Below are 25,330 nucleotides of genomic sequence, written 5' to 3'. Positions count from 1 at the left end.
CCTGAAGAGAAGGGAGTCCGGCGTGGCCGCTACAGTAGCTGAGCACCGCAAGGCGGTCACCGAACTGGTCCGCGCCGCCGTGCAACGCAACGGCCGGCCGGATGACACGGTCGGTCTGTTGGAGGCCCGCCACCGGATCCTGGCCCGGGACGTTACCGCCCCGGTCAGCTTGCCGCCCTTCGCCAACTCGCAGATGGACGGCTACGCGGTGGACAGCGCGGCAGCCGGCGGCCGGCCGGAGTTCGCGGTGGCCGAAACCATCGCCGCAGGTTACCCGGCTCCGCCGCTGGCCGCAGGCTTCGCGGCGCCGATCATGACCGGGGCCATGCTGCCGGCCGGAGCGGACGCCGTCGTCCCCATTGAACAGGCGGACCCGGATGGTTTCCGCACGCCCGCCCCGGGGCTGATGGTGCGGCTGCCGGCCAGCGTTCCGGCCGGCCAGTTCGTGCGCGCCGAGGGCAGCGACATTGCCGCTGGCACGCTTGCCCTCGCCGCCGGCACGCGGCTCAAGCCGGCCCAGCTGGGACTGCTGGCGGCGCTCGGCATCGCGGAGGTTGCGGTGCGGCCGCGGCTGCGCGTGCTGCTGCTGAGCACCGGCGACGAGGTCATCGCACCCGGCGGCACCCTGGGTCCCGGACAGATTTTCGATGCCAACACCACCTTGCTGGCAGCCGGGCTCGCCGAGGCCGGCGCGGACGTGGCCGGCAGCCGGATCCTGGCCGATTCCCCGGAGGACTTCCTGGCTCGGCTGCACGAGGACCTGGAGCGCCACCAGCCGGACCTGCTGCTGACCTCCGGCGGCATCAGCAAGGGCGCCTTCGAGGTCGTCAAGCAGGCCCTCGCCCGCGACCAGGTGGAGTTCGGCCCGGTGGCGATGCAGCCCGGCGGACCCCAAGCCATCGGCACGGTGGCCGGCGTGGCTTACCTGGGCTTTCCGGGCAACCCGGTCAGTTCGATGGTGTCCTTCGAGACTTTCCTCCGTCCGGCGCTCACCGAGGTGCTGGGCGATCCGGAGCCGCGCACCGTCCTGCACGTGCCGCTGGCCGAGGCTGCCCAGTCGCCGGCGGCCAAGCACCAGATCCGGCGCGGCCATTACGACGGCGGCTCCGTCACCTTGATCGGCGGTCCCGGCTCGCATCTGCTTCACGCCCTGGCAGCGTCCAACGCGCTGGTGCATTTTCCCATCGGCGTAACGGAGGTCCCGGCCGGGCGGAACGTGGAAGTATGGCTGTTATGAGCGAGCAGGACCGGTTGACCCATGTCCGCGAGGACGGCACGGCGCACATGGTGGACGTCAGCGCCAAGGCCGAAACCACCCGTGAAGCCACCGCCCAGGCAGTGCTGGCTACGCGGGCCGACGTTGTCGCCCTGCTGGCGTCCGGCGACCTTCCCAAAGGCGACGCCCTGGCAGTCAGCCGCGTGGCCGGCATCATGGCCGCGAAGCAGACGCCGTCGCTGATTCCGCTGTGCCACCCGCTGCCCATCAGCAAAGTCACAGTGGACTTCTTCCCCGGCACCAGCGAGGTGCGGATCGAGGCGACCGTGCGCACCCGCGGAGTAACCGGCGTCGAGATGGAAGCGCTCACCGCGGCCTCGGTGGCGGCGCTGAGCCTGTACGACATGATCAAGGCCGTGGACAAGCACGCCGTGATCGGGGACATCAAGGTGCTGGCCAAATCCGGCGGCAAGAGCGGGGACTGGACGCTGTGAGCACTGAACCCAGCAACAGCACCGCTAGCACCAACGGCACCGCTAGCACCATCGGAGGCGCGGGCACGCGGCGTACCGCCGGCGTCGTTGTCGCCTCCACCCGTGCGGCAGCCGGGACGTATGAGGACCGCAGCGGGCCGATCATCACCGAGTGGCTGGCCGCCGAAGGCTTCGAGCCGCTGCCCGTGCGCGTGGTCCCGGACGGCCCCGAGGTCAAAGCTGCGCTGGCGGACCTGCTGGCCGAGGGCGTCCGGATCATCATTACCAGCGGCGGCACCGGCCTGACCCGCGACGACCGCACACCGGAGATCACCGCTGCGCTCTTGGACAAGGAAGTCCCCGGAATCATGGAAGCAATCCGCGAGGCGGGCCGGCCGCACACGCCACTGGCCGCACTGAGCCGCGGGGTGGCCGGAGTGGCAGGCGGGACCTTCATCATCAATCTTCCGGGCTCGCCGGGCGGCGTCCGCGACGGGCTCGCGGTACTGCAGCCGTTGATCGAGCACATCTGCACGCAGCTGGAAGGCCGCCGCGATGCCGGACACGAACGTGCCGGACACCTGGCCGCCGCGGAGAGCTCCACCCACACCACAAGCCACAAAACCGGAGGGCATCATGGGCACTAGCGAAGTGCTGTACGCAGGGGTCGCCGATTCCCCTTTGGACGCTGCACAGGCGATGGCCGCAGCGGAGTCACCCGAATGCGGCGCCGTCGTGACTTTCAGCGGCGTAGTCCGCAACCACGACGGCGGGGAAGCGGTGTCCGCATTGGGCTACTCCGCACACCCCAGCGCGGGCCGGGTGATTGCCGAGGTCGCCGCCGACATTGCCGCGAAGTACGACGGCGTGCGCATCTGGGTTGCGCACCGGATTGGATCGCTGCAGATCGGGGACCCGGCGCTGGTGGCCGCCGTCGCCTCCGCCCACCGTGCCGAAGCGTTCGCCGCGGCATCGGAACTGGTGGACACCGTCAAGGAGCGGGTACCGGTCTGGAAGGAACAGCATTTCGCCGACGGACGCACCGAATGGGTAGGCATCGGCCAGTAGCGATACGCTGGAAACCATGACTGAACAACTTGCGGTGGCCGTGCTCGGTGCCGGCGGACGAATGGGCGCGGAGGCGGTCAAGGCCGTTGACGCCGCCGAAGACCTCAAACTTGTGGCGGCACTGGGGCGCGGGGACAGCCTGGATTCACTCGTCGGCACCGGCGCACAGATCGTTGTGGATCTGACCACGCCGGACAGCACCGAAGCCAACGTACGTTTCGCCGTCGAACACGGCATGCACGCGGTGGTCGGAACTACCGGCTGGGACGAACAGAAACGCCGTAACCTGTCGGCACTGCTGGAAGCGCACCCGGGAACCGGTGTGCTGATCGCGCCGAACTTCGCGCTGGGCTCGGTGCTGGCCTCCGCGTTCGCCGCCAAGGCCGCCAGATACTTCGAATCGGTGGAGATCATCGAACTGCACCATCCCGACAAGGTCGACGCGCCCTCCGGCACCGCGGTACGCACCGCGCAACTGGTCGCCGCATCGCGCGAAGAGGCCGGCGTTTTCGCCAGCCCCGACGCCACCACCAAATCCCTTGACGGCGCCCGCGGCGCGGACGTTGACGGGGTGCGGGTGCACAGCGTGCGGCTGCGCGGCCTGGTGGCGCACCAGGAAGTGCTGCTCGGCGGCCCCGGGGAACAGCTGACCATCCGGCACGATTCGTTTGACCGTGCCTCCTTTATGCCCGGAGTCCTGCTGGGCGTGCGCGCCGTGGCGGCCCATCCGGGATTGACCTACGGCTTGGACGGATACCTTGACCTCAATGACTGACTCCGCAACCCCGGGAACCGGCTCCGCTTCTTGGTATTCGCGCCACGGCGAGAAGATCTGGGTCTCGGCCATCATCTTCCTGCTGCTCGCGTACATGGCGCTGACTGTGCACCGCGCCTGGCTGCTCCTGCAGGACCCGCAGCCGGTGGCGATTGCCCTCGGTGCCGCCCTGCTGGTGCTGCCGGCGGTGGGTGCCTGGGCCCTCATCCGCGAAATCCTCTTCGGCTCGCGCATGTCCAAACTGGCCAGGATTCTTGAGGCTGAGGGCGGGCTGCCGGTGGATAACCTGCCGCGCACCCCGGGGGGACGCATCGTCCGCGAGGCAGCGGATGCCGAGTTCGAAAAGTACAAGCTTGAGGCCGAGGCCACGCCGGAGGACTGGCGCAGCTGGTTCCGGCTCTCCTGCGCCTACGACGCCGCCCGGGACCGCAAGCGCGCCCGCGAAGCCATGCGCAAGGCCATCGAGCTCAGCCGCAGCTGAAACCGCGTTCCCGCATGGACCGGCCCACCCGCCTCATCACCTTGCAGGATGCCGCGGTGCTCGCGGACCTGTTGAGCGCCAACAGGAAGTTCCTTGCACCTTGGGCGCCGGTACGGGCCGATGAGTATTTCACCGCTGACGGACAACGCGGAGTTATCCGCGGCATTCTCCAGGAGCACCGCCAGGGTATGTGCTTGCCGCACGTCATCCTGAACGGGGCGGGCGAGGTTGCGGGCCGCATCACGCTCAACAGCATTGTCCGGGGAGCGCTCCAGTCATGCAGCATGGGTTACTGGGTGGATGCTGGGCATAACGGCCGGGGACTGGCCACCGCGGCGGTCCGATCCCTTGCGCTCACCGCCTTTGAGGACCTGGGGCTGCACCGTGTCCAAGCCGAGATCTTGCCCCACAATGCTGCTTCGAAGCGGGTCCTGGAGCGTAACGGCTTCGCCCGGTACGGCACTGCGCCGTCGTATCTCAGGATCGCCGGCCGGTGGCAGGACCATGATCTGTACCAGTTGCTGGCGGCCGAAACAGCCCAGGTGCTGCCGCCGTCGTAAGTTGGATACGTAGCCGAAGTTGCGCGTGTCAGCTGTATTGGCGGTGGCCGCCGCGGATAGCGTCGCGGGTTGCCCTCGAGGTGGTGGACGTGATGAATTCGAACGGTCCGCGCCGGTCCAGCACGTGCAGCGTCGTGCCCACGGAGAGCGCCACGATGACCTGCACCCAGTAAATCTCGTTGTCCCCGGGCCAGACCGCATTCTTCGGGATGAGGCTCATGACCCAGACATGCACCGTGTACAGGGTCAGCGTCATGGCACCGGCGCCCGAGAGCGGCAGCAGCAGATTCGGTTTCTTCGTGGTCAGCAGCAGGCAGATGGCAAGCACCACCGCTGCCGTACCGGAGGTATGCAGCAGATCGAAGGTTGTGCCGGAATGCGGGCCGGAGATTCCCAGCCACCACCACGAATCGTCCGTGTCCACCCAACTGAGGTTCACCTGGTAGATCAGGGCGAAATCCGCGCGTTCCGCAGCCTCGGTGGAAGCCAACTGGCGGTAGCCGCCCAGGCCGTCCATGATGAGCCACGAGCCGGCCTTGGCCAGCGCCGCTGCCGCCAGGCCGCCGGAAAGCAGCCACAGCTGGACCGCGGCGCGGCGGATATCCAGCCGGCCGATGACAAGTCCAACCAGGATGTAGCCGAGCCACTGCAGTACGGGGTAGTACCCGGTGACGAAGATGTCGGCCAGGAACGTGGATGGGACAAAGACGTCGAGAATCATCGGATTGTGCCCCAGGCTCTCCAAGCCGAGCGTGTTTTCCAGCCACGGGCGCAGCAGATAGGCAGCCACGGGGGAGAGCAGGAGCCAGCCGCCGGCCCACGCTGCCAGCACGGGCAGGCTCAGCTGCAGGAACGGCAGGGCACAAAGGAACAGCACCGCATAGTGGACGAGGATGACCGCAATGCTGACGTTCAGCATGCCAAGCATCAAACCAACGACGGCGATAATGGCCGCGCGCACCGCGATTCCGGACCGGTCGGCCAGCAGCGACCGGCCGCTGTGCGGGCGGCTGCCGCCGGTCAACAGGCCAAGCCCGACACCAGCCAGGACCGCGAAGAGGGCCGAGGACCGGCCGGAGAGCACCAGGCCGCTGAAACTGTGCTCGGGGTTGGCACCGGCGGTCCACAACGGAAAGATATGGGTGGCCATCATGCCCAGCAGGGCCAGGCCCCGGGCAGCGTCGATTCCGGCCAGCCGCTGCCCGGCGGAACCGCTGTGTGTGGATGCCATATTCCGATATTCTCACAGCCCTCTGTATTGGGGCTTGCGGCGTAACAATCGTAGCGCCGCAAGGTGTAAGCGCTGCCGTGATACGAAACTCCCCGGGGCCGTTGCGGCAAACCGAGGTCCACGCGGTAACGTTTTGTCTATGTCTGAGTCTTCTTCCCGTGAGTACACCTTCGGATCTTTAGTGACTGCCATGGTTACCCCCTTCAATGAGAAGGGCGACGTGGATTATGAGGTCGCTGGAAAGCTGGCCCTGAAGCTCGTCGAGGACGGCTGCGACGGACTGGTGGTCACTGGGACCACGGGGGAGACCTCCACTCTGCTCGACGAGGAAAACCTTGGCATGTTCCGGGCAGTGGTCGACGCAGTAGGCGGACGTGCAAAGGTCATCGCCGGCTCCACCACCAACGACACACGGCACTCCATCCGTCTGTCCCAGGAAGCGGCGAAACTGGGCGTGGACGGACTCCTGGTCACCGCGCCGTACTACAACAAGCCCAGCCAGGCCGGTGTCCAGGCGCACATCGAAGCCATCGCGGACGCGGTCGATCTGCCCGTGATGGTCTACGACATCCCCGGCCGCGCCGGCATCCGGATCGAGACCGAGACCCTGTACCGGCTGGCCGAACATCCGCGCATCGTCGCGCTGAAGGATGCCAAGGCGGACTACCAGGAGACCACGCGCGTCCTGGCGAACACCGATCTGGATGTGTACTCCGGCGATGACTCGCTGACGTTGCCGCTGATGGCCGCCGGTGCCGTCGGCCTCGTGTCGGTCAGCGCCCACGTTGCGACGGCGCAATACCGCGCCCTGGTCGATGCCATGCATGCCGGTGATCTGGCGACGGCGCGCCGGCTGCACTTTGAGCTGGATCCGGTCCAGCGGGCCGTCATGACCCACATCCAAGGGGCGGTCGCATCCAAACTCATTCTTAAGTGGCAGTCGGTACTGCCCAACTCGGTGGTCCGCTTGCCTCTGGTTGAGCCGTCCGACGCCGAGATCGCACTGATCCGCGCAGACCTCGAAGAGGCCGGCTGGAACCTGGAGGTCTGATCCAAGTATGAGCGAGTCCACAATTACAGAGCTACGTACCCCGCCAAAACTCGCCGAGGGTACCCTGCGGGTAGTACCGCTGGGGGGCCTGGGCGAGATCGGCCGGAACATGGCGGTGTTCGAGATCAACTCGAAGCTGCTGATTGTGGATTGCGGTGTCCTCTTCCCCGAAGAACACCAGCCCGGCGTGGATCTGATCCTGCCGGACTTCTCATATATCGAAGACCGGCTGGACGACATTGTTGGTGTGGTCCTGACCCACGGGCATGAGGATCACATCGGCGCGGTTCCGTACCTGCTGCGCATGCGCCAGGACATTCCGCTGATCGGTTCCCAGCTGACGCTGGCACTGGTCGAGGCAAAGCTGACCGAGCACCGTATCAAGCCCTACACGCTGATCGTTTCCGAAGGCCAGATCGAGCAGTTCGGGCCGTTCGAGTGCGAATTCGTGGCCGTCAACCACTCCATTCCGGACGCGTTGGCCGTCTTCATCCGAACGGCCGCGGGTAATGTGCTGCACACCGGCGACTTCAAGATGGACCAGTTGCCGCTGGACGGGCGCCTGACGGACCTGCGTGCCTTCGCCCGGCTTGGCGAAGAAGGCGTGGACCTGTTTATGTCGGATTCGACCAACGCCGACATCCCCGGGTTCACTACCGCGGAAAAGGAAATCGGACCGGTGCTGGAACGGCTCTTCGGGCAGGTCCAGAAGCGGATCATCGTCGCGTCGTTCTCTTCGCACATCCACCGTGTCCAGCAGGTGCTCGATGCCGCCGCCGCCCACGGCCGCCACGTTGCTTTTGTCGGCCGGTCCATGGTCCGCAACATGGCCATCGCCGAGAAGCTGGGCTACCTCAACGTACCGCCGGGCATCATTGTCGACCTGAAAAACGTCGAAGACTTCCCGGATGACCGCATCGTGCTCATGTCCACAGGCTCCCAGGGGGAGCCGATGGCTGCCCTCTCGCGGATGGCCAACGGGGACCACCGGATCCAGGTGGGCAAGGGCGACACCGTGATCCTCGCGTCGTCGTTGATCCCGGGCAACGAAAACGCCGTCTTCCGGATCATCAACGGCCTGCTCAAGCTGGGTGCCGAGGTAATCCACAAGGGCACCGCCAAGGTTCATGTCTCCGGCCATGCCGCTGCCGGTGAGCTGCTGTATTGCTACAACATCCTCAAGCCTAAGAACGCGATGCCGGTCCACGGCGAAACGCGCCACCTGATCGCCAACGGCAACCTGGCGCGGCAGACCGGCGTGGCCGACGAGAATGTCCTGCTGGCCGATGACGGCAGCGTGGTAGACCTCGTCGACGGCAAGGCGCGCATCGTGGGCCAGGTCGAATGCGGCTTCGTCTATGTGGACGGCTCCAGCATCGGCGAAATAACCGACTCGGACCTGAAGGACCGCCGGATCCTGGGCGAAGAAGGCTTCATTTCGGTGATCACCGTGGTCAACCGCAGTACCGGCAAGATTGTCTCCGGTCCGGAAATCCATGCGCGCGGTTTCGCCGAGGACGACGCGGTCTTTGACAACATCAAGCCCCAAATCACTTCCGCTCTGGAGGAGGCCGTGATCGGGACGAAGGAGCACACCACCTACCAGCTGCAGCAGGTGGTCCGCAGGGTCGTGGGTACGTGGGTCAACAAGCGGCATCGTCGGCGGCCCATGATCGTGCCGGTCGTGCTCGAGGCCTGATCTGCTTTCTGCAGCACCGGGGCACGCCGCCAATGCTGCAGTCGGTGCGCCCGGCGCGCCCGTGATTCGGCTGACACCTGCTCGCGCTGGATGGCAAATCCCCCAGTTGCCTGGCCTTTGCGGGTAACGTATCCGATATGGCGACTCGTACTTCTCCTGCCAAAAAAGGCACCCAGCAGTCGCGCGGTAAGAACTCAGGCAGTGCTTCGCGCTCTACTGCGGGACGCGGCGCGGCCAAAACCAAAGCTCTCAATGTACAGCCGGAGGACCACCTTCCGCTGCCGTTGAGGATGGTCCGCGGCGCTTGGATGGGTACCGCGCACATCGTCGCGGCGGGCATCCGCAAACTCGGTCCGGATGTGCACCCGGACAAGGAACTGCGCCGCGACGGTACCGGTTTCTTCATGCTCCTGCTGGCCGTGGTCATCGCGGCGGTTGAATGGTGGGCCCTAACCGGCGGTTTCGCCGACGTCGTCCACGCCGTGGCCGGCGGGACGTTCGGCTGGATGGCATTGCTGCTGCCCGTTTTCCTGCTGATCTTCACCGTGCGCCTGATGCGCTCCCCGGAGGATGCCCGCGGAAACAACCGGATCGCCATCGGGCTGACTCTGATGACGCTGTCCGGATCAGCCCTGGCACACGTCATCGGCGGCGAGCCCGGCCTCGCCGACGGACTGGATGCGCTGTGGGCGGCCGGCGGCATGGTCGGTTTCCTCATCTCTTCGCCGCTCGCCACCATCAACATGTGGCTCGCGGTTGCGGTCTACTCTTTGCTGGCCTTCGTCAGCCTGCTCATCGTTACCGCCACGCCGTTCCGGCATATCCCGGCCCGGCTTCGCGCCCTTTACGAAGGCCTCATGGGCCAGGACCTCAACGAGGTCACGGCCAACGGCCATGACCAGAGCTACCTCTATGAATCGGACCGGAGCGAGCCGAAGGCCAAGAAGCCCCGGAAGCGTAGGTTCGGTCGGGACAAGGATGCACCCGAAGAGGAAGAGCATGACGAGGGCTACTACGGCGACGAGGCCTTCGAGACTCCCGTCATCGAAGACGAAGACGCTCCGAGTGCTGCAGCGCTGGGAACAGCCGCCCCTAAGGTGCCGCCGGGCGTGCGCCGTCCCACCCAGTCCGAGCTTGCCGCCGAGAAGCTCAAGCGCGATCAGGGCCTCATGCCGGAGGGTGCCACCGAGGCCCTCCCCGTTGTGCCCCCTGCCTCGACTGTTAGCGTGGCGGCAGTCCCGGCCAACCCGGTCCAGCCGCAGCCGCCGGCGACCCCCATCCCGCAGCGGACCGAGCAGCTTCAGCTTTCGGGCGATGTGGCGTACACGCTGCCGCCCTCGGATTACCTGCCGGCGGGACCGCCGTCCAAGGAACGCTCCGAGGCGAACGACTCGGTCGTTGCCGCGCTGACCCAGACGCTGGACCAGTTCAAGGTGGAGGCCCGTGTGACCGGGTTCTCCCGCGGCCCGACCGTGACCCGGTACGAAATCGCACTCTCGCCGGGCACCAAGGTGGAGCGCGTGACGGCGCTGTCCAAGAACATCTCCTACGCGGTGGCCAGCTCGGACGTCCGGATCCTGAGCCCCATCCCGGGCAAGTCCGCCATCGGCATCGAAATCCCGAACACGGACCGTGAGACGGTGTCGCTCGGTGACGTGCTGCGGTCCAACAACGCGCGTAAGACGGACCATCCGATGGTCATGGGCGTGGGCAAGGACGTCGAGGGCGGCTATGTGGTGGCCAACCTGGCGAAAATGCCCCACCTGCTCGTGGCTGGCGCGACCGGCGCCGGTAAATCCGCGTTCGTGAACTCCATGGTCACCTCGATCCTGATGCGCTCGACGCCGGACGAGGTCCGCATGGTCATGGTGGATCCGAAGCGCGTGGAACTGACCGCCTACGAAGGCGTCCCGCACCTGATCACGCCCATCATCACCAACCCGAAGAAGGCCGCCGAAGCGCTGCAGTGGGTGGTCCGCGAAATGGACACCCGCTACGACGACCTGGCCAATTTCGGCTACAAACACATCGACGACTTCAACAAGGCCGTGCGCAACGGCAAGGTGATCCCGCCGGAAGGCTCCAAGCGGATCGTCAAGCCGTACCCGTACCTGCTGGTGATCGTCGACGAGCTTGCGGACCTGATGATGGTCGCCCCGCGTGACGTGGAAGATTCCATCGTCCGGATCACCCAGCTGGCCCGCGCTGCTGGCATCCACTTGGTGCTCGCCACGCAGCGCCCTTCGGTCGACGTCGTGACCGGCCTGATCAAGGCCAACGTGCCCTCCCGCATGGCGTTTGCCACGTCGTCGGTCACCGACTCCCGCGTGGTGCTGGACCAGCCGGGCGCCGAAAAGCTGATTGGCCAGGGCGACGCGCTCTTCCTGCCGATGGGAGCAAACAAGCCCATGCGCGTCCAGGGCGCCTGGGTCAGCGAGACCGAGATCCACAAGGTTGTCGAACACGTCAAGAGCCAGCTGCAGGCGGTGTACCGCGAGGATGTCGCCGTCGAGGCGCCCAAGAAGCAGATCGACGACGATATCGGGGATGACCTGGAGGTGCTGCTGCAGGCCACCGAGCTGGTCGTGACCACGCAGTTCGGCTCCACCTCGATGCTCCAGCGTAAGCTCCGGGTCGGTTTCGCCAAGGCCGGGCGATTAATGGACCTGCTCGAGTCCCGCGGCGTGGTGGGACCGTCCGAAGGCTCGAAGGCCCGCGACGTGCTGGTGAAGCCGGACGACCTCGCCGTGACGCTGGCTGCGATCCGCGGCGACGATGTTCCGGCAGCCGCCGCACCGGGCGCGGATCCGATGACGGATGCTCTCGCCGACAACGCCAATGCCAACCACAACTTCGACCAGGACGGGCCCGAGGATCTTGTCCAGGCAGATCTGGACGCCAGGGCCCAGGCCACGGAGTATTACGACGACGATGACGACCAGGGATCGGAAGATGCCTGGAGCCTGACCGGCAGATAGACAGGTAACCTTAGCGTCGTGACTGATTCACCTGCCCATCCGGTGCCCACGCTCAACATCGCCAACGTCCTGACGACGCTGCGCATCCTCCTGGTGCCGGTCTTCATCTGGCTTCTGCTCGCGGACAACGCCGAGCATGGGCTGTTCCGGTGGCTCGCCGTCGTCGTTTTCGCCGTTGCTATCTACACGGACAAACTGGATGGCGACCTGGCGCGCAGCAGGGGGCTGATCACCAACTTCGGCAAGATTGCCGATCCGATCGCCGACAAGCTGCTGATCGGGTCCGCCCTGATCCTCCTGTCGGTCCTCGGCGAGTTGCCTTGGTGGATCACCGTGGTCATCCTGGTGCGCGAACTCGGCATCACTTTGCTGCGGTTCGTGGTGATCAAGTACGGCGTCATGCCGGCGTCGCGCGGCGGCAAGCTGAAGACCGTGCTCCAGACCCTTGCCATCTTCCTGTATCTGCTGCCGCTGGGAACCTGGCTGGGGGAGTGGGCGGTCTGGATCGCCTTTATTGTCATGTTGGTGGCGGTGCTGGTCACGGTGGTGACCGGCGTCGACTATGTTCTCAAAGCCGTCCGGCTGCGGTCCGGGGCTCGGCGGGAGGCCGGAAAGTGAACGAGCATACGCTGGCGCAGCAAATTGTCCTGGCAGCGGTGGCGGACGGCGTGAGAATCGGCACGGCCGAATCCCTGACCGCCGGAATGATCGCTTCTGCGCTGGCTACCGTTCCAGGCGCCTCGGCTGCCTTGCAGGGCGGCATCGTGTCCTACCAGAGCGAGGTGAAGTCCGGCGTGCTCGGTGTTGATCAGGACCTGCTGGCCACAGAGGGTGCGGTCCACGCCGATGTGGCCAGGCAAATGGCTGAAGGAGCCCGGCGGGTCCTTGGCGCCGACATTACTGTTTCGACCACCGGTGTGGCGGGTCCGGAACCGCACGGAGGCCAGCCGGTAGGCACCGTGTTCATTGGAACTGCCGACGCCGACGGTTCGGACGCCGTCGCCTTTACCTTCAGCGGCGGGCGGGCGGAAATCCGTGCCCAGGCGGAAGAAGCCGCCTTGGAACAGTTGCTGGGGGCCATCCAGCGGACCACGGCGGCGCGTGGTCAAAGGTGACCTATCCCGCACCTTTCATGTCACGGGAACAAAATAATTGGCCCAGTAGTTATCAAAGGTGTCAGCACTGTTACGGTAGTTGGCCTAAGCTGGAGACAAGCGGCAGCAGCCGCCAAGCATTGAGGGAGTAAGGCGATACAGATGGTCAAGCAACCCGTGTCCGTAAACGGCGTCGTCCGTTGGCGTGATGTGGGTCTGACGGAAGAATCCCACCGGGAGCAGAAGGAGCGCAAAATGGTAGTGCTACGCCACGAGATCGGTGACGTCTTGCGCGACGTCCGGCAGCGGCAGGGCCGCACCCTGCGCGAAGTTTCACACAGCGCCCGTGTTTCCCTCGGTTACCTTAGCGAAGTGGAGCGTGGCCAGAAGGAAGCATCTTCAGAGCTTCTCTCGTCCATCTGCTCGGCACTTGATGTTCCGCTTTCCCTGATGCTCCGCGAAGTCAGTGATCGTGTCGCCGATGCAGAAGGGGTCGTCATACCGGATACCGTGCCGCAGGAACTTTCCCGCGAGTTTGTCGCCGACATTCCGGACGAACTGCCGGACGGCCTGAGCCGCGGGCTCGCCTCCGCGCGGTCCTAACAAGCCAATAAACGGGCCGGTTACCTGGGATCAGGTAACCGGCCCGTTCTTTGCTGCGCTCATTGTTGTGTCGCGGCGCGGCGCCCGCAGCCTGAAATCAGGGTTGGTCGTGCGCCACCGGCTGTTCATGGGCGTAGGACTCGTTGAGGCGGTCAAGCAACTGGGCAAGGGACGTCAGATCATCCACGCTCCAGTCGCCCAGCCGGTCATGGAAGGCTGCCTTCCTGGCGGTCTGGGCTGAATGCAACTTCTCCCGTCCGGCTTCGGTCAGCGTAATCGCCTGGGCGCGGGCGTCCAACGGATCCGTTTCCTTCTGGACCAAACCGAGCTGCTCAAGCAGTGCGACTTGACGGCTGACGGAAGGCTTACCCACCCCGATGCTGGCTGCCAGCTCGGTCAGGCGCATCGAGTCTTCCCGCTGCAGCAGCATCAGCAGGCCGTACGCGGCCGGCTCCATGTCCGGATGCACCTGGCGTGCCACGCGATGGGAGTTGGCTCGGGCGCGGCGCCACAGAAGACTGAGCTGTTGTTCCAGGGCGTCGATTGCGACGTCGAAGCCAGTCTCGTCCGGTGCGGGATCCTGTCGGGTCATGAAGCCATTGTAGTGAGGCGGTGGAACTCCCGTCGCAGCCGCCGCCGTGAGAGGATGGAAAGGTGCGCATAAGTGACTTTTGGCGACTAATGGATGATGAATTCGGGCCGGGCTATTCGCGCGTCCTTGCTTCGGATTTGGTCCTGACAAGCCTCGGCGGGAGGACCGCCGCCGCTGCTCTCGAAGCGGGCATATCGCCAAAGTCAGTCTGGCTGGCTGTGTGCGAGATGCAGGATGTGCCGGTCGAACGGCGTCTGGGCCGCGACATTAAACCCTCCCGCTAATTCCGACACGCCTAGGAGAATTCGCAGATGTGTTCGAACCAGCGCTTTTGAACGGATATGCTCCTACACAGAGGCTGGAATCCGCGCCGGATGCGCGGATTATCCACAAATGACATCCCTGATCAGATTCTGTCAGTGCGGAAAGCTACGGTCAGAGTGAGCAATGAACATGGCCCTGCCGGGCCCCAAGATACCGAGGTGAAGAATGGCCGCACCAGCTGACCGCGAGAAGGCTTTGGAAGCAGCGCTTGCACAAATTGATAAGCAGTTTGGCAAGGGTTCGATCATGCGCCTCGGCGATGACACTCGGGCACCGATCGAAACCATTTCCACCAGTTCCATTGCACTGGACGTCGCCTTGGGCATCGGCGGACTGCCGCGGGGACGCGTGGTGGAAATCTATGGTCCGGAGTCTTCCGGTAAGACCACATTGGCACTGCACGCTGTTGCCAATGCGCAGCGCAAGGGCGGCATCGCCGCGTTCATCGATGCGGAACATGCCCTGGATCCCGAATATGCCAAAAAGCTTGGCGTGGATACCGACGCTTTGCTCGTGTCACAACCGGATACCGGCGAGCAGGCGTTGGAAATCATGGACATGCTCATTGGCTCGGGGTCGTTGGACATCGTCGTCATCGACTCGGTTGCGGCGCTCGTTCCGCGTGCCGAAATTGAAGGCGAAATGGGCGACACCCACGTCGGGCTCCAGGCACGGCTGATGAGCCAGGCTCTGCGTAAGATCGCCGGCCGGTTGCATCAGAGCAAGACGACCGCGATCTTCATTAACCAGCTGCGCGAAAAGATCGGCGTCTTCTTCGGCAGCCCGGAGACGACAACCGGTGGTAAGGCCCTGAAGTTCTACGCCTCGGTGCGTATAGACGTTCGGCGGATCGAGACGTTGAAAGAAGGCTCCAACCCCGTTGGTAACCGCACGCGGGCCAAGATCGTCAAGAACAAGATGGCACCGCCCTTCAAGCAAGCGGAATTCGACATACTGTACGGCATCGGCATCTCCCGCGAGGGCGGCCTGATCGATATGGGTGTTGAGCATTCCCTGGTTAGGAAGTCCGGAGCCTGGTTTACCTACGACGGTGACCAGCTGGGCCAGGGTAAAGAAAATGCGCGTAGGTTCCTGGTAGACAACCCGGACCTGGCAGACGAGATCGAACGCCGGATCAGGGAGAAGCTGGGCATCGGGGTTGTGCCGGACGAGGGCGAAGGCGGGGAGCCCAAGCTCAAGGCCGTCGACGGCTTCTAGCCTGCCGTGACCGGCAAACGAGGCAGGGCTGCTGGGCCGACTCCCGGCAGCCCTGCGGTTCAGACTTCCGAAGCGGACCCGCATGAGGTGGCGCGCTCAATAGTTCTGCGCCAGCTTACGATGGCTCCCCGCAGCAGGAAGCAACTGGCGGAGAAGCTGGCCGAGCGCGACGTGCCCGCTGACGTCGCGACTGCCGTGCTGGACAGGTTCGAAGAGGTGCAGCTCATTGATGACGCTGAGTTCGCCCGAATGTGGGTGCGCAGCCGTTCCCAGACACGGGCGCTGGCCCGTGCGGCACTCAAGCGGGAGTTGTCGGACAAAGGCATCGACGGAGAGATAGCGGAAGAAGCGCTCGACCAGCTGACGCCCCAGGACGAGCTGGACAGCGCCAGAGAGCTGATCCGCCGGAAAATCCGACCTGACTGGAATCTGGGCGACCGCCTCGTTAGGGACAAGCACGTTCGGCGTCTGGTGGCGATGCTTGCCAGGAAGGGCTATCCGCCATCGATGGCGTATCGCGTCGTGAACGAGGAACTTGATGCTCCGCAGGAGCCCTGGGACTGACATACCGGCCGTTTGCCTTGGCTCCTCCGGCGCCGATTGTGGCGACCTGCTGCGCAGGTCTTACCCTTAAGAGGTGAGCGTGACCATCCCTGCCCCCGAATCGATCCTGTCCGAAGGCATCCAGCGTACCTATCAGGTACGGACCTTTGGCTGCCAAATGAACGTGCATGACTCCGAACGCCTGTCTGGCCTGTTGGAGAATGCAGGTCTGGTTGAAGCGCAAGGCGGCCAGGCCGACGTCGTTGTTTTCAATACCTGCGCTGTACGCGAAAACGCGGACAACAAGCTGTACGGAAACCTCGGCCAGTTGGCTCCTGTCAAGGAGCAGAACCCCGGCATGCAGATCGCCGTCGGCGGATGTTTGGCGCAGAAGGACCGGGAGACGATCCTCAAGAAGGCGCCGTGGGTTGATGTGGTTTTCGGCACGCATAACGTGGGCTCGCTGCCGACGCTGCTGGAACGGGCGCGGCACAATAACGAGGCACAGCTGGAGATCCTCGAATCCCTGGACGTTTTCCCCTCCACGCTGCCGACCAAGCGGGATGCGGTCTACTCGGGCTGGGTCTCCATTTCAGTGGGTTGCAACAACACCTGCACGTTCTGCATCGTTCCCTCGCTTCGAGGCAAAGAGCGGGACCGCAGACCCGGGGACATCCTGTCCGAAATCCAGGCACTGGTCGACGACGGCGCCATCGAAGTCACGCTGCTGGGGCAGAACGTGAACTCCTACGGCGTCGAATTCGGCGACCGCGGTGCGTTCGCTAAGCTGCTGCGCGCTTGCGGTGATATCAAAGGTCTCGAGCGGGTGCGGTTCACGAGTCCGCATCCTGCCGCGTTTACCGACGACGTCATCGAGGCGATGGCGGAAACGCCCAATGTCATGCCCCAGCTGCACATGCCGTTGCAATCCGGTTCGGACAAAGTGCTTAAGGACATGCGCCGTTCCTACCGGTCAACCAAGTTCCTGGGCATCCTGGACAAAGTCCGGGACCGTATTCCGCACGCAGCTATTTCAACTGACATCATCGTCGGATTCCCCGGGGAAACCGAGGAAGACTTCCAGGCAACGCTGGACGTGGTGGAGAAGTCCCGCTTTGCGACCGCATTCACGTTCCAATACTCGAAGCGTCCGGGGACACCGGCTGCGGAGCTGCCCGACCAACTTCCCAAATCAGTGGTCCAGGAACGCTATGTGCGCCTCACGGCCTTGCAGGACAGGATCTCCGCGGAGGAGAACGCCAAGCAGGTAGGACGCCGGGTCGAAGTCATGGTCACCGCTCAGCAGGGACGCAAAGCCAGCGAGACCCATCGGCTGTCGGGCCGGTCCCGCGACCAGCGGCTGGTCCACTTCTCGGTGCCGGCAGGCGCAGAGCCACCGCGCCCCGGGGACCTGGTAACTGTGGCCATTACGGAGGCTGCACCGTTCCATCTCGTTGCCGATCCGGACGGCGCCGCGGATTACTCGCTACGCCGCTCCCGTGCGGGAGATGCTTGGGACCGCTCCCAGGCTGATTCCTGTGGTGTGCCTTCGGCAGGGGCCGCCAGCGGGGCCAAGGCCGCCGTGTCCCTGGGGATGCCGGTACTGCCTGTCCGCAGCAACTAACCCGGCGACGCATATGGGCAACGGGTCCACGGCGGCGCCGCCGGTCATCGCGGTCGTCGGACCGACCGGGTCGGGGAAATCGGATCTGGCTGTCGCGCTGGCGCATCGGCTTGACGCCGAAATCATCAACGCCGATGCCATGCAGTTCTACCGCGGCATGGATATCGGCACGGCGAAGATCACCTTGGCCGAACGCCAGGGCATACCCCACCACCTGCTCGACATTCTTGATGTCCACCAGGAAGCCAGCGTCTCGGCGTTCCAGCAGCAGGCCCGTGCGGCAATCGCCGACATACATGGCAGAGCCCGGCGGGCCATTCTCGTCGGGGGATCCGGACTGTATGTCAGGGCGGCCCTGGATGTCATCGATTTCCCCGGAACCGATCCCGGGCTGCGCGGGCAACTCGAAGCACAGTTGGACGTGCAAGGCCTGCAGGCCATGCGGGAACGGCTGGCAGCTGTCGATCCGATCTCGGCGGCCCGTCTCGGGGATGCGCGACGGGTAGTGCGCGCCCTTGAAGTCCATGCTCTGACCGGACGGCCCTTCAGCTCATACATGCCTGACCGCCGATACTGGCAACCGACCGTACAGATTGGTTTGGAGGTAGAGCGGGACGAGCTCAAGGAACACTTGGCGCTGCGCGTCCATCGGATGGTCGAGCAGGGCCTGTTGGACGAGGTCCGTAGGCTGGAAGGGCACGGGTTACGGTACGGGAAGACGGCCCCGCGCGCGTTAGGTTACTCACAGTTCCTGCAGGTCCTCGATGGGCAGCTTTCCATCGAAGGGGCGGTTGAGGAAACGATTGTGGCCACGCGCAAGTTCGCCCGCCGCCAACTGACCTGGTTCCGTGCCGACCCACGCATCCAGTGGCTGCCATGGAAGGACGAGCTCCTCGTGGACAAGGCGGTGGCTGAGGTCGCTAAGCTGGGACAGTGACCGATTCTTCCAGTGCAGCAATTCTGACTTCTCTCTCCGGGACCGCATTCTCGAAAGGTCATGGCACCGGCAATGACTTTGTCCTGATCGCCGATCCCGATGGGACACAAGAGATCAGTCCGGAAGCAGTGGCTGTCCTCTGCGACCGACACCAGGGCATCGGCGCTGACGGCCTGATCCGCGCTGTGCGCTCCAGGCATCTGGCCGAGGGCCGCGACCTGCTCGCGACCGCGCCCGAAGCCGAATGGTTCATGGACTACCGCAACGGGGACGGCTCCCTCTCGGAAATGTGCGGCAACGGCGTCCGTGTGTTCGTGCACTTCCTGATTGAGCAGGGCCTTGTCACATTGAGCGAGGGCCAGTCCCTGACCATCGGCACGCGCGCCGGACTCAAGGTCATTACCCGCTCCACAGACGGCTATGCAGTGGATATGGGGCCCTGGGAATTCATCTTTCCCGACCAGGCCGTCGCCAAAGCCATGGATTCCCTGGTCAATGCGGAGGGATTGGAGGTGCCGCGGCCGGCGCTGAGCATCAGCATGGGAAATCCGCATACCGTAGTTGCATTGGCTGAACTCGACGAGCTGGCGGCCACCAAGCTGTTCGAATCACCCGAAGTCGATCCGCTGCCCGCCAACGGCACCAATGTCGAATTCGTTGTTCCGGCCGAGCCACTGGTTCACGACGGCGCCGGACACATCACCATGCGGGTACACGAGCGCGGCGTCGGCGAAACACAATCATGCGGAACCGGGGCCTGCGCCTCGGCCGTGGCCATCAGGCATTGGGCTGGCGCAGGAGCACCGAACGAATGGCAGGTGCAGGTACCTGGCGGCACGGTACATGTCAGCTTCCTGCCCGGCATCGACGGCAAGGAACATGTACGGCTCAGCGGGCCGGCGGTTCTGGTGGCCAGCGGGACCATCGCCTAGCTTCAGGCAGCCCGGGTGACCCGCAGGATTCTGAAGGCCTTCGCCGTGCTTTCGCGGCGTACCGAAAACTCCCCGGGAAGCTCGGCGGCCAACCAGCGCTGAAGCGAATCGGCCCCGAGATTCTTCTGCACCACCAACCAGGCGTTTCCGCCGGGCGCCAGCCGCGGCAGCCACAGCATGAGCAGCGAGTGTAGCTCGCTCTTACCGATCCGGATCGGCGGATTGGACCAGATCGCATCAAAGCGCAGTTCAGGGTCCACTTCTTCAGGCAGGCAAGCGCGGACGTTCGCCAATCCGAGGGCGCGGGCGTTGTCGTTGGTCAAGGCGATGCAGCGGGTATTGACATCGACGGCGGTCACCGCTGCCCCGGGCGACTTCAAGGCAAGAGTGAGAGCGATCGGTCCCCAGCCGCAGCCAATATCCAGAAGGTTCCCGCCGGCAGGCGGTGCGGGCACGTCGGCCAGGAGAACCGCCGTCCCTTTATCGATGCTGTCCGGACTGAAAATGCCGTTGGACGTCGTTAGCCGGCGGGACTGTCCGTCCAACACCACGGTCAGAGGCTTGCGAATCTCGGGTTTTTCGGGCTCCGCACTGAAGTAATGATCTGTGGCCATAATCCGCCAGAGTAGTGCGCCGGGAGAGGAATGTGTATCTAGGCAGTCCTAAGGCAGGCCGAAGTGCTGGTATGGTAGCTGCATGTGGAATAAGTGATTGTGCCGTTGCGGCAGCCCTGGCCCGCACCGAATCTTCTCTGCCGTTGAGCCCAGCTCCGAGGGAAGATGGCGCACAGTCCATCCGGAAACGTAAGCCAGTTCCTTCTCCTTGAACCTGTGGCGGTGTGTGCCGCAGTTTTCCCTACTTCATTAGCCGAAGCCAAAGGCGGCGGCTCCCACCAGATTAATTGCCGGCGGCCGAGCGCTGCCCGTTGTCAGGAGGATTTCTTGACCCCTCATCAACATAGACCGCCTGGCCCCTCGGTGCCCGAGGCCGCTGAGGTCTACGATAGAACTACAGACTTTTCAAAGGAGAGCATGTCCACCACTAGCAACAGCCAGCCCTCGCCGGAACCGGAGTTGAGCCCGGAGGAAATCCAGGCGGTCATCGACCGGATTCTGGCCAAGGATTCTGCGGCACGGACGAAGTCCGGCGGTGTCAGAGGCAGGGCACAGGCCATCTCGACGTTGGACGAGGAACACTCGGAATTCGACGGCGAGCAACAGGACTTGGCCGAACGGCGTGCCTTGCGCCGTGTTGCAGGTCTTTCTACTGAACTCGAAGACGTTACCGAGGTCGAATACCGGCAGCTGCGGCTCGAACGAGTGGTCCTTGCCGGTCTCTGGACCGAAGGTACCGCCGACGACGCCGATAATTCGTTGCGTGAGCTTGCGGCGCTGGCAGAGACCGCCGGTTCCGAGGTGCTTGACGGTATAGTGCAGCGGCGGCTCAAGCCGGACCCCGGCACGTACCTTGGATCTGGCAAGGCGCAGGAACTGCGGGACATCGTGATGAGCACTGGCGCGGATACCGTCATTGTTGACGGCGAACTTTCTCCATCTCAGCGTCGCGGCCTGGAAGACATCGTCAAGGTCAAGGTGATCGACCGTACGGCACTGATCCTTGATATCTTCGCCCAGCATGCCAAGAGCCGCGAAGGCAAAGCGCAGGTGGAACTGGCCCAGCTCGAATACCTGCTTCCGAGATTGCGCGGCTGGGGCGAATCAATGTCCCGGCAGGCCGGTGGCCGGGTCGGTGCCGCCGGCGGCGGTATCGGTTCTCGCGGTCCCGGTGAAACAAAGATCGAGCTGGACCGCCGCCGGATTCGTACCCGTATGGCGAAGCTGCGTCGGGAAATCGCAGGGATGAAACCGGCCCGAGATACGAAGCGGGCCAATCGAAAACGCAATGCTGTTCCGTCCGTTGCCATAGTCGGCTACACCAATGCGGGCAAGTCGTCGCTGCTGAACCGTCTGACCAATGCGGGCGTCCTGGTGGAAAACGCGCTTTTCGCCACGCTCGATCCCACCGTGCGGAAGGCAGAAACCGCGGATGGTCTTGGCTATACCTTGGCCGACACGGTTGGCTTCGTCCGCTCGCTGCCTACCCAACTGGTTGAGGCATTCCGCTCGACCTTGGAAGAGGCAGCGGATGCGGATCTCATCCTCCACGTTGTCGACGCTTCCCATCCGGATCCCGAAGGGCAGATTGCCGCCGTCCGGGAGGTACTTACTGAAGTCGACGCGCGAAAGCTCCCGGAAATCGTAGTCCTGAACAAGGCGGACGCAGCCGACCCGTTTGTCGTCGAGCGTCTTCGCCAGCGTGAACCGCGGCACGTGGTGGTTTCGGCGCGCACAGGTCAAGGAATTCCAGAACTGCTCGAGGCCATCAACGACGGAATTCCACGTCCAACGGTCAAGCTTGAATTGTTGATTCCGTATGACCGTGGCGAAGTCGTGAGCCGGCTACACAGCCCGGATGCGGAGATTCTCTCCGTCGAACATGTCGAAAACGGAACGAAGCTGGAAGTGAAGGTCCGCGAAGGGCTGGCTGCAGAGCTCGGACCCTTCCTCTATCGTGGTTGAGGCATCGTTGACCGAGAAGGAAGCGTTGCGTCTGCTTGACGTTGCGGTGCGTGCCATGGGCGGGCAGAACCGCGCCGGGCAGCATGAGATGGCTGACCGCGTTGCTGAGGCGTTCAGTAACGAAGAACATCTGCTTGTTCAAGCGGGTACGGGCACCGGCAAATCATTGGCGTATCTCATTCCCCTGATCGTCCATGCCCTTGAGAGCGACAAGCCTGCGGTTGTTTCCACCGCGACGCTGGCCTTGCAGTCACAGATCGTCAAACGCGACCTGCCGCGGCTGCTCGAGGCTATCTCGGACGAGCTGCCACGCCCGGTGGATGTAGCCCTCCTGAAGGGTCGCAACAACTACCTCTGCCGGCACAAACTTGCCGGTGGCTTCCCCGAGGAAGATGCTCCCGACGCTCTCTTCGCTCTTGGCGAGGATGCTGTACCGCATCCTGCCCCGGCAACCGCTGGCCCGGCCTACGGGCTGGGAAAAGAAGTGGTACGGCTGCGGGAATGGGCGGACGAGACTGACACCGGCGATCGGGATGAGATCGTGCCCGGCGTCAGCGATCGTGCCTGGCGTCAGGTTTCGGTGAGTTCTATGGAGTGCCTCGGAGCGCAGAAGTGCCCGATGGCGGCAGAGTGTTTCAGCGAGCAAGCCCGCACGAGGGCCGGTGAAGCGGACGTGGTGATCACCAACCATGCCCTTCTGGCTATCAATGCCTTTGAAGGCCTGTCGGTACTCCCGGAATACGACGTCGTAGTCATCGACGAAGCACATGAACTGCAGGACCGCGTCACCAGCGCGGTCGCCGGGCAACTCTCAGTGGCGATGGTGCATACAGCGGCGTCCATGGCCCGCAAGCATACTGCGGCCAGCGTCGAGTCGATCAACAGCGCAGCGAAGAGTCTCGAAGCAGCCTTGGCGGCCACTGCCACGGGCCTGATGGCCTCCGGGCTCCGTGACGATCATGAGATGGCTCTGACGCAGTTGCGTGAGGCCTGCCGGGTCGCACTTTCCGACTCCAAATCGGACACATCGAACACTGTGGACGGTGGGCGGCAGCTGGCCCGCTCCAGGCTGACGGTCGTGCTAGAGGTATGCGACCGGATTCTCTCGGCGGCCCAGGCTCGGGAAGTCGTGTGGATTACCAGGCCTAGCAATTTCGCGTCCGGAACCGATTACGGGTCAGAAGACGATACGCAGCCCGCAACGGTCAACGTGGCACCCCTGTCCGTGGCTTCAAGGCTGCGCGAAGGTTTATTTGACGGCCACACAGTGGTTTTGACATCGGCGACGTTGGCCATCGGAAACGCTTTCGATGCGGTGGCCGGATCGCTGGGACTGATGGGGGCCGGTGCACCTGCATACTCGAGCGCAGACGTTGGAAGTCCGTTCGACTATCCGAAGCAGGGAGTGCTGTATGTGGCTTCGCACTTGCCGAAGCCTGAACGCGGAACCAGCGCGGAACAACTGGACGAGCTGGAGGCACTGCTGAAGGCCTCAGGAGGCGGGGCATTGTGTCTGTTCTCTTCCCGGCGGGCGGCCGAGGAAGCGGCAGCCGAAATGCGACGGCGGATCAGTAACGAAATCCTGTGCCAGGGTGAGTCATCGATCGCTGCCTTGGTCAAACAGTTTGCGGCGGAGCCGGATACCTGCTTGTTCGGGACGATGACACTTTGGCAGGGTGTGGACGTACCCGGAGACGCCTGCAGGTTGGTCGTTATTGATCGGATTCCGTTTCCACGTCCGGATGACCCTCTCATGACAGCGAGGACCCGCTCGGTGGCGCAAGGCGGCGGCAACGGTTTTATGGCAGTCTCCGCTACCCACGCCGCAGTCCGCCTGGCTCAGGGAGCCGGGCGCCTTATTCGCGCCGCGGGCGATCGTGGCATGGTCGCAGTGCTGGATTCCCGCTTGGCAAACGCCCGTTATGGCAGTTTCCTCCGGTCTGCTTTGCCACCATTCTGGTCGACTAAGGACCGGAGCGTAGCGTTGCAGATCTTGGAACGGCTCTCAGCCCGTCAGCCGGGCTGATCCGCTTCCCGCCATATGAGGCCGATGATGTTACTGCGAGACTACAGACTCCGAACGGCATACTGGATCATAGCCGGGAGCTCCCAAGCTTCACGGGTGGCCCTGCCATCGCACCCCTACCCGGGAAGGCCATGGGAGTGCGATGACGGGCGCCCACAGTAATCGCAGAAGACCCCGGCCCTTATGCTCCGGCCCGGCCGAAGAGATGGACATCAGCGCAAGAATCGTAAGGGCGCGGCGCCGCATCCAGTGGGAAAGTCCTGGCATGCCGGCGCGGCGAGACCGCCTCGGCGAAATGTATCCGACTACAAAGTGCGCATCACTGAAACCACTTTGCCCATGACGGTTGCGTGGTCGCCGAGGATTGGTTCGTATTGGGTATTTTGTGGCAGCAACCATGTGTGGCCGTCCCGCTGCCGGAATGTCTTCACAGTTGCCTCGTCGTTGAGCAGGGCTGCAACAATATCTCCGTTGTTGGCGCTTTGCTGCCGTCGCACAACAACCCAATCGCCATCACAGATGGCTGCGTCGATCATGGAATCGCCGGAGACCCTGAGCATGAACAGCTCGCCATGGCCAACCAACTGTCTCGGAAGGGGCATAACGTCCTCGACGACCTGATCCGCCAGGATGGGGCCGCCGGCGGCGATGCGACCGACGAGAGGAACCATGGCGGTATCCGACGCACTGCCGAGATCTGAAACGTTGGAACCGTTGATACTTCGGACATTGTCCGCTTGTTCCATCCCGGCCATCTGGACAGCGCCGTCCTCCACCGTGAGCGGAGTCAGTACCTCCATGGCGCGGGGACGTTTGGGGTCACGACGGATGTATCCCATCTTTTCGAGTTGGATCAGTTGGTGGGTCACGCTGGACAGGCTCGCCAGTCCGACGGTGTCACCGATTTCCCTCATCGATGGCGGATAGCCATTAGCACTTACGGATCCCTGGATGGTTTCAAGGATTTTCTTTTGGCGCGCAGTCAGGCCCTTGGACTGCCCTGCAGCCCGAGTCGGCTTTGTCTGTTTGCTGTCTGCTGTGGCAGCTGCTTTGGAAACGTTCTTCGACATGGCCCGGACTCCGGTTTCTCTCTCCAGTCCGATTCAGCAGTGCCGTGCCTGAATTCGAACCGGAATCTTATTTTGTCAGTGGCAGCTGATGCACTGCATGTACGGCCACCTTTGGTTTAACGCTAGGGGAGTCACGAGGAACTTTCAAACATTTGTTCTAGTGAGTCTCGACAATGTTCGATCATAAGTGCTAAAACTGTGGAAGAAGGATTCGAACGTAAATTCGAATAGGAAGATCTCGGACGTCAGCGTTCGA

Annotated in this window: 24 protein-coding genes and 1 pseudogene; 21 read left to right on the top strand and 4 right to left on the bottom strand. The window is 63.9% G+C overall.

What is annotated here, in order from left to right:
* Positions 1-22 precede the first annotated feature (22 nt).
* From AC5RWO_RS00305 to AC5RWO_RS00275, 7 genes are read left to right on the top strand one after another with little or no spacing between them, the layout of a single operon-like run.
* Positions 23-1,237: a molybdopterin molybdotransferase MoeA gene (locus AC5RWO_RS00305; protein ID WP_498728556.1), complete on the top strand. Its 1,215-nt coding sequence runs from the start codon at positions 23-25 to the stop codon at positions 1,235-1,237.
* On the top strand, positions 1,225-1,710 hold the full coding sequence (gene moaC, locus AC5RWO_RS00300) for a cyclic pyranopterin monophosphate synthase MoaC (protein ID WP_498728555.1): 486 nt from the start codon (positions 1,225-1,227) through the stop codon (positions 1,708-1,710). The genes AC5RWO_RS00305 and moaC overlap by 13 nt, the downstream gene beginning before the upstream one ends.
* A 50-nt stretch (positions 1,711-1,760) precedes the next feature.
* Positions 1,761-2,336: a MogA/MoaB family molybdenum cofactor biosynthesis protein gene (locus AC5RWO_RS00295; RefSeq protein WP_498729298.1), complete on the top strand. Its 576-nt coding sequence runs from the start codon at positions 1,761-1,763 to the stop codon at positions 2,334-2,336.
* Positions 2,326-2,757, top strand: coding sequence for a molybdenum cofactor biosynthesis protein MoaE (locus AC5RWO_RS00290; RefSeq protein WP_074702705.1), 432 nt, complete (start codon positions 2,326-2,328; stop codon positions 2,755-2,757). The genes AC5RWO_RS00295 and AC5RWO_RS00290 overlap by 11 nt, the downstream gene beginning before the upstream one ends.
* A 16-nt stretch (positions 2,758-2,773) precedes the next feature.
* Positions 2,774-3,532, top strand: coding sequence for a 4-hydroxy-tetrahydrodipicolinate reductase (gene dapB / locus AC5RWO_RS00285; RefSeq protein WP_498728554.1), 759 nt, complete (start codon positions 2,774-2,776; stop codon positions 3,530-3,532).
* Positions 3,525-4,013, top strand: coding sequence for a tetratricopeptide repeat protein (locus AC5RWO_RS00280; protein WP_498728553.1), 489 nt, complete (start codon positions 3,525-3,527; stop codon positions 4,011-4,013). Before dapB ends, AC5RWO_RS00280 begins: the two co-directional genes overlap by 8 nt.
* Before the next feature lie 14 nt (positions 4,014-4,027).
* Positions 4,028-4,573, top strand: a complete 546-nt coding sequence (locus AC5RWO_RS00275) for a GNAT family N-acetyltransferase (RefSeq protein WP_498728552.1) — start codon at positions 4,028-4,030, stop codon at positions 4,571-4,573.
* A 28-nt stretch (positions 4,574-4,601) separates the two neighbouring features.
* On the opposite strand, the gene AC5RWO_RS00270 is transcribed toward AC5RWO_RS00275, so the two are convergent.
* Complete coding sequence (locus AC5RWO_RS00270; protein ID WP_498728551.1) at positions 4,602-5,804, bottom strand: heparan-alpha-glucosaminide N-acetyltransferase domain-containing protein; 1,203 nt, start codon at positions 5,802-5,804, stop codon at positions 4,602-4,604.
* Between the two features lie 139 nt (positions 5,805-5,943).
* On the opposite strand from AC5RWO_RS00270, the gene dapA reads away from it, so the two are divergent.
* The 6 genes from dapA to AC5RWO_RS00240 all read left to right on the top strand — a co-directional run bounded on the left by dapA (position 5,944) and on the right by AC5RWO_RS00240 (position 13,229).
* A complete protein-coding gene (dapA, locus tag AC5RWO_RS00265; RefSeq protein WP_498728550.1) occupies positions 5,944-6,855 on the top strand; it encodes a 4-hydroxy-tetrahydrodipicolinate synthase in 912 nt (303 codons plus the stop codon).
* A 7-nt stretch (positions 6,856-6,862) separates the two neighbouring features.
* The gene (locus tag AC5RWO_RS00260; RefSeq protein ID WP_498728549.1) at positions 6,863-8,554 is read left to right on the top strand and encodes a ribonuclease J; all 1,692 of its coding nucleotides are present in this window, start codon (positions 6,863-6,865) and stop codon (positions 8,552-8,554) included.
* A 137-nt stretch (positions 8,555-8,691) separates the two neighbouring features.
* Positions 8,692-11,532: an FtsK/SpoIIIE family DNA translocase gene (locus AC5RWO_RS00255; RefSeq protein WP_498728548.1), complete on the top strand. Its 2,841-nt coding sequence runs from the start codon at positions 8,692-8,694 to the stop codon at positions 11,530-11,532.
* 18 nt (positions 11,533-11,550) lie between these two features.
* Positions 11,551-12,150 (top strand): CDP-diacylglycerol--glycerol-3-phosphate 3-phosphatidyltransferase, encoded by a 600-nt coding sequence (gene pgsA / locus AC5RWO_RS00250; RefSeq protein WP_498728547.1) that lies wholly within the window; start codon positions 11,551-11,553, stop codon positions 12,148-12,150.
* On the top strand, positions 12,147-12,647 hold the full coding sequence (locus tag AC5RWO_RS00245) for a CinA family protein (protein ID WP_498728546.1): 501 nt from the start codon (positions 12,147-12,149) through the stop codon (positions 12,645-12,647). Before pgsA ends, AC5RWO_RS00245 begins: the two co-directional genes overlap by 4 nt.
* 141 nt (positions 12,648-12,788) lie before the next feature.
* Positions 12,789-13,229: a helix-turn-helix domain-containing protein gene (locus AC5RWO_RS00240; protein WP_074702696.1), complete on the top strand. Its 441-nt coding sequence runs from the start codon at positions 12,789-12,791 to the stop codon at positions 13,227-13,229.
* Positions 13,230-13,326: 97 nt separating this feature from the next.
* Here AC5RWO_RS00240 and AC5RWO_RS00235 read toward each other — a convergent pair whose 3' ends face one another.
* Positions 13,327-13,821, bottom strand: coding sequence for a MarR family winged helix-turn-helix transcriptional regulator (locus tag AC5RWO_RS00235; RefSeq protein ID WP_169996361.1), 495 nt, complete (start codon positions 13,819-13,821; stop codon positions 13,327-13,329).
* 62 nt (positions 13,822-13,883) lie between these two features.
* On the opposite strand from AC5RWO_RS00235, the gene AC5RWO_RS00230 reads away from it, so the two are divergent.
* The 6 genes from AC5RWO_RS00230 to dapF all read left to right on the top strand — a co-directional run bounded on the left by AC5RWO_RS00230 (position 13,884) and on the right by dapF (position 19,399).
* Entirely contained in the window at positions 13,884-14,105 is a 222-nt protein-coding gene (locus AC5RWO_RS00230) for a DUF3046 domain-containing protein (RefSeq protein ID WP_498728545.1), read from the top strand.
* A 205-nt stretch (positions 14,106-14,310) separates the two neighbouring features.
* The gene (gene recA, locus AC5RWO_RS00225) at positions 14,311-15,363 is read left to right on the top strand and encodes a recombinase RecA (protein WP_074702693.1); all 1,053 of its coding nucleotides are present in this window, start codon (positions 14,311-14,313) and stop codon (positions 15,361-15,363) included.
* 87 nt (positions 15,364-15,450) lie between these two features.
* Positions 15,451-15,927, top strand: a complete 477-nt coding sequence (locus tag AC5RWO_RS00220) for a regulatory protein RecX (RefSeq protein ID WP_498728544.1) — start codon at positions 15,451-15,453, stop codon at positions 15,925-15,927.
* A gap of 73 nt (positions 15,928-16,000) precedes the next feature.
* Positions 16,001-17,530 carry a tRNA (N6-isopentenyl adenosine(37)-C2)-methylthiotransferase MiaB gene (gene miaB / locus AC5RWO_RS00215; protein ID WP_498728543.1) on the top strand — a complete coding sequence of 510 codons (1,530 nt, stop codon included), beginning with the start codon at positions 16,001-16,003 and terminating at the stop codon, positions 17,528-17,530.
* A gap of 13 nt (positions 17,531-17,543) precedes the next feature.
* A complete protein-coding gene (miaA, locus tag AC5RWO_RS00210) occupies positions 17,544-18,467 on the top strand; it encodes a tRNA (adenosine(37)-N6)-dimethylallyltransferase MiaA (protein ID WP_498728542.1) in 924 nt (307 codons plus the stop codon).
* Complete coding sequence (gene dapF, locus AC5RWO_RS00205) at positions 18,464-19,399, top strand: diaminopimelate epimerase (protein ID WP_498728541.1); 936 nt, start codon at positions 18,464-18,466, stop codon at positions 19,397-19,399. Before miaA ends, dapF begins: the two co-directional genes overlap by 4 nt.
* Before the next feature lie 2 nt (positions 19,400-19,401).
* Here dapF and AC5RWO_RS00200 read toward each other — a convergent pair whose 3' ends face one another.
* Positions 19,402-20,013 (bottom strand): class I SAM-dependent methyltransferase, encoded by a 612-nt coding sequence (locus AC5RWO_RS00200; RefSeq protein WP_498728540.1) that lies wholly within the window; start codon positions 20,011-20,013, stop codon positions 19,402-19,404.
* A gap of 417 nt (positions 20,014-20,430) precedes the next feature.
* On the opposite strand from AC5RWO_RS00200, the gene hflX reads away from it, so the two are divergent.
* Together hflX and AC5RWO_RS00190 are read left to right on the top strand one after the other, a co-directional pair.
* A complete protein-coding gene (gene hflX, locus AC5RWO_RS00195) occupies positions 20,431-21,978 on the top strand; it encodes a GTPase HflX (protein WP_498728539.1) in 1,548 nt (515 codons plus the stop codon).
* Positions 21,979-22,033: 55 nt separating this feature from the next.
* A complete protein-coding gene (locus AC5RWO_RS00190) occupies positions 22,034-24,004 on the top strand; it encodes an ATP-dependent DNA helicase (protein WP_498729297.1) in 1,971 nt (656 codons plus the stop codon).
* A gap of 305 nt (positions 24,005-24,309) precedes the next feature.
* Here AC5RWO_RS00190 and lexA read toward each other — a convergent pair.
* Positions 24,310-24,996, bottom strand: a pseudogene (lexA, locus tag AC5RWO_RS00185) (transcriptional repressor LexA); the annotation flags it as partial.
* Positions 24,997-25,330: the final 334 nt, after the last annotated feature.

This window comes from Arthrobacter sp. B055-34, from assembly GCF_059090425.1.
Note: the sequence above shows the minus strand (reverse complement) of the source record. Positions and strands in the feature narration are given on the sequence as shown.

Coding starts and splice junctions, on each gene's coding strand:
- AC5RWO_RS00235 (WP_169996361.1), bottom strand. CDS start 13,821: ATGACCCGACAGGATCCCGCACCGGACGAGACTGGCTTCGACGTCGCA.
- miaA (WP_498728542.1), top strand. CDS start 17,544: ATGGGCAACGGGTCCACGGCGGCGCCGCCGGTCATCGCGGTCGTCGGA.
- AC5RWO_RS00260 (WP_498728549.1), top strand. CDS start 6,863: ATGAGCGAGTCCACAATTACAGAGCTACGTACCCCGCCAAAACTCGCC.
- AC5RWO_RS00190 (WP_498729297.1), top strand. CDS start 22,034: ATGGGCGGGCAGAACCGCGCCGGGCAGCATGAGATGGCTGACCGCGTT.
- AC5RWO_RS00270 (WP_498728551.1), bottom strand. CDS start 5,804: ATGGCATCCACACACAGCGGTTCCGCCGGGCAGCGGCTGGCCGGAATC.
- AC5RWO_RS00290 (WP_074702705.1), top strand. CDS start 2,326: ATGGGCACTAGCGAAGTGCTGTACGCAGGGGTCGCCGATTCCCCTTTG.
- AC5RWO_RS00280 (WP_498728553.1), top strand. CDS start 3,525: ATGACTGACTCCGCAACCCCGGGAACCGGCTCCGCTTCTTGGTATTCG.
- recA (WP_074702693.1), top strand. CDS start 14,311: ATGGCCGCACCAGCTGACCGCGAGAAGGCTTTGGAAGCAGCGCTTGCA.
- moaC (WP_498728555.1), top strand. CDS start 1,225: ATGGCTGTTATGAGCGAGCAGGACCGGTTGACCCATGTCCGCGAGGAC.
- dapB (WP_498728554.1), top strand. CDS start 2,774: ATGACTGAACAACTTGCGGTGGCCGTGCTCGGTGCCGGCGGACGAATG.
- AC5RWO_RS00240 (WP_074702696.1), top strand. CDS start 12,789: ATGGTCAAGCAACCCGTGTCCGTAAACGGCGTCGTCCGTTGGCGTGAT.
- AC5RWO_RS00255 (WP_498728548.1), top strand. CDS start 8,692: ATGGCGACTCGTACTTCTCCTGCCAAAAAAGGCACCCAGCAGTCGCGC.
- AC5RWO_RS00200 (WP_498728540.1), bottom strand. CDS start 20,013: ATGGCCACAGATCATTACTTCAGTGCGGAGCCCGAAAAACCCGAGATT.
- AC5RWO_RS00275 (WP_498728552.1), top strand. CDS start 4,028: ATGGACCGGCCCACCCGCCTCATCACCTTGCAGGATGCCGCGGTGCTC.
- hflX (WP_498728539.1), top strand. CDS start 20,431: ATGTCCACCACTAGCAACAGCCAGCCCTCGCCGGAACCGGAGTTGAGC.
- dapA (WP_498728550.1), top strand. CDS start 5,944: ATGTCTGAGTCTTCTTCCCGTGAGTACACCTTCGGATCTTTAGTGACT.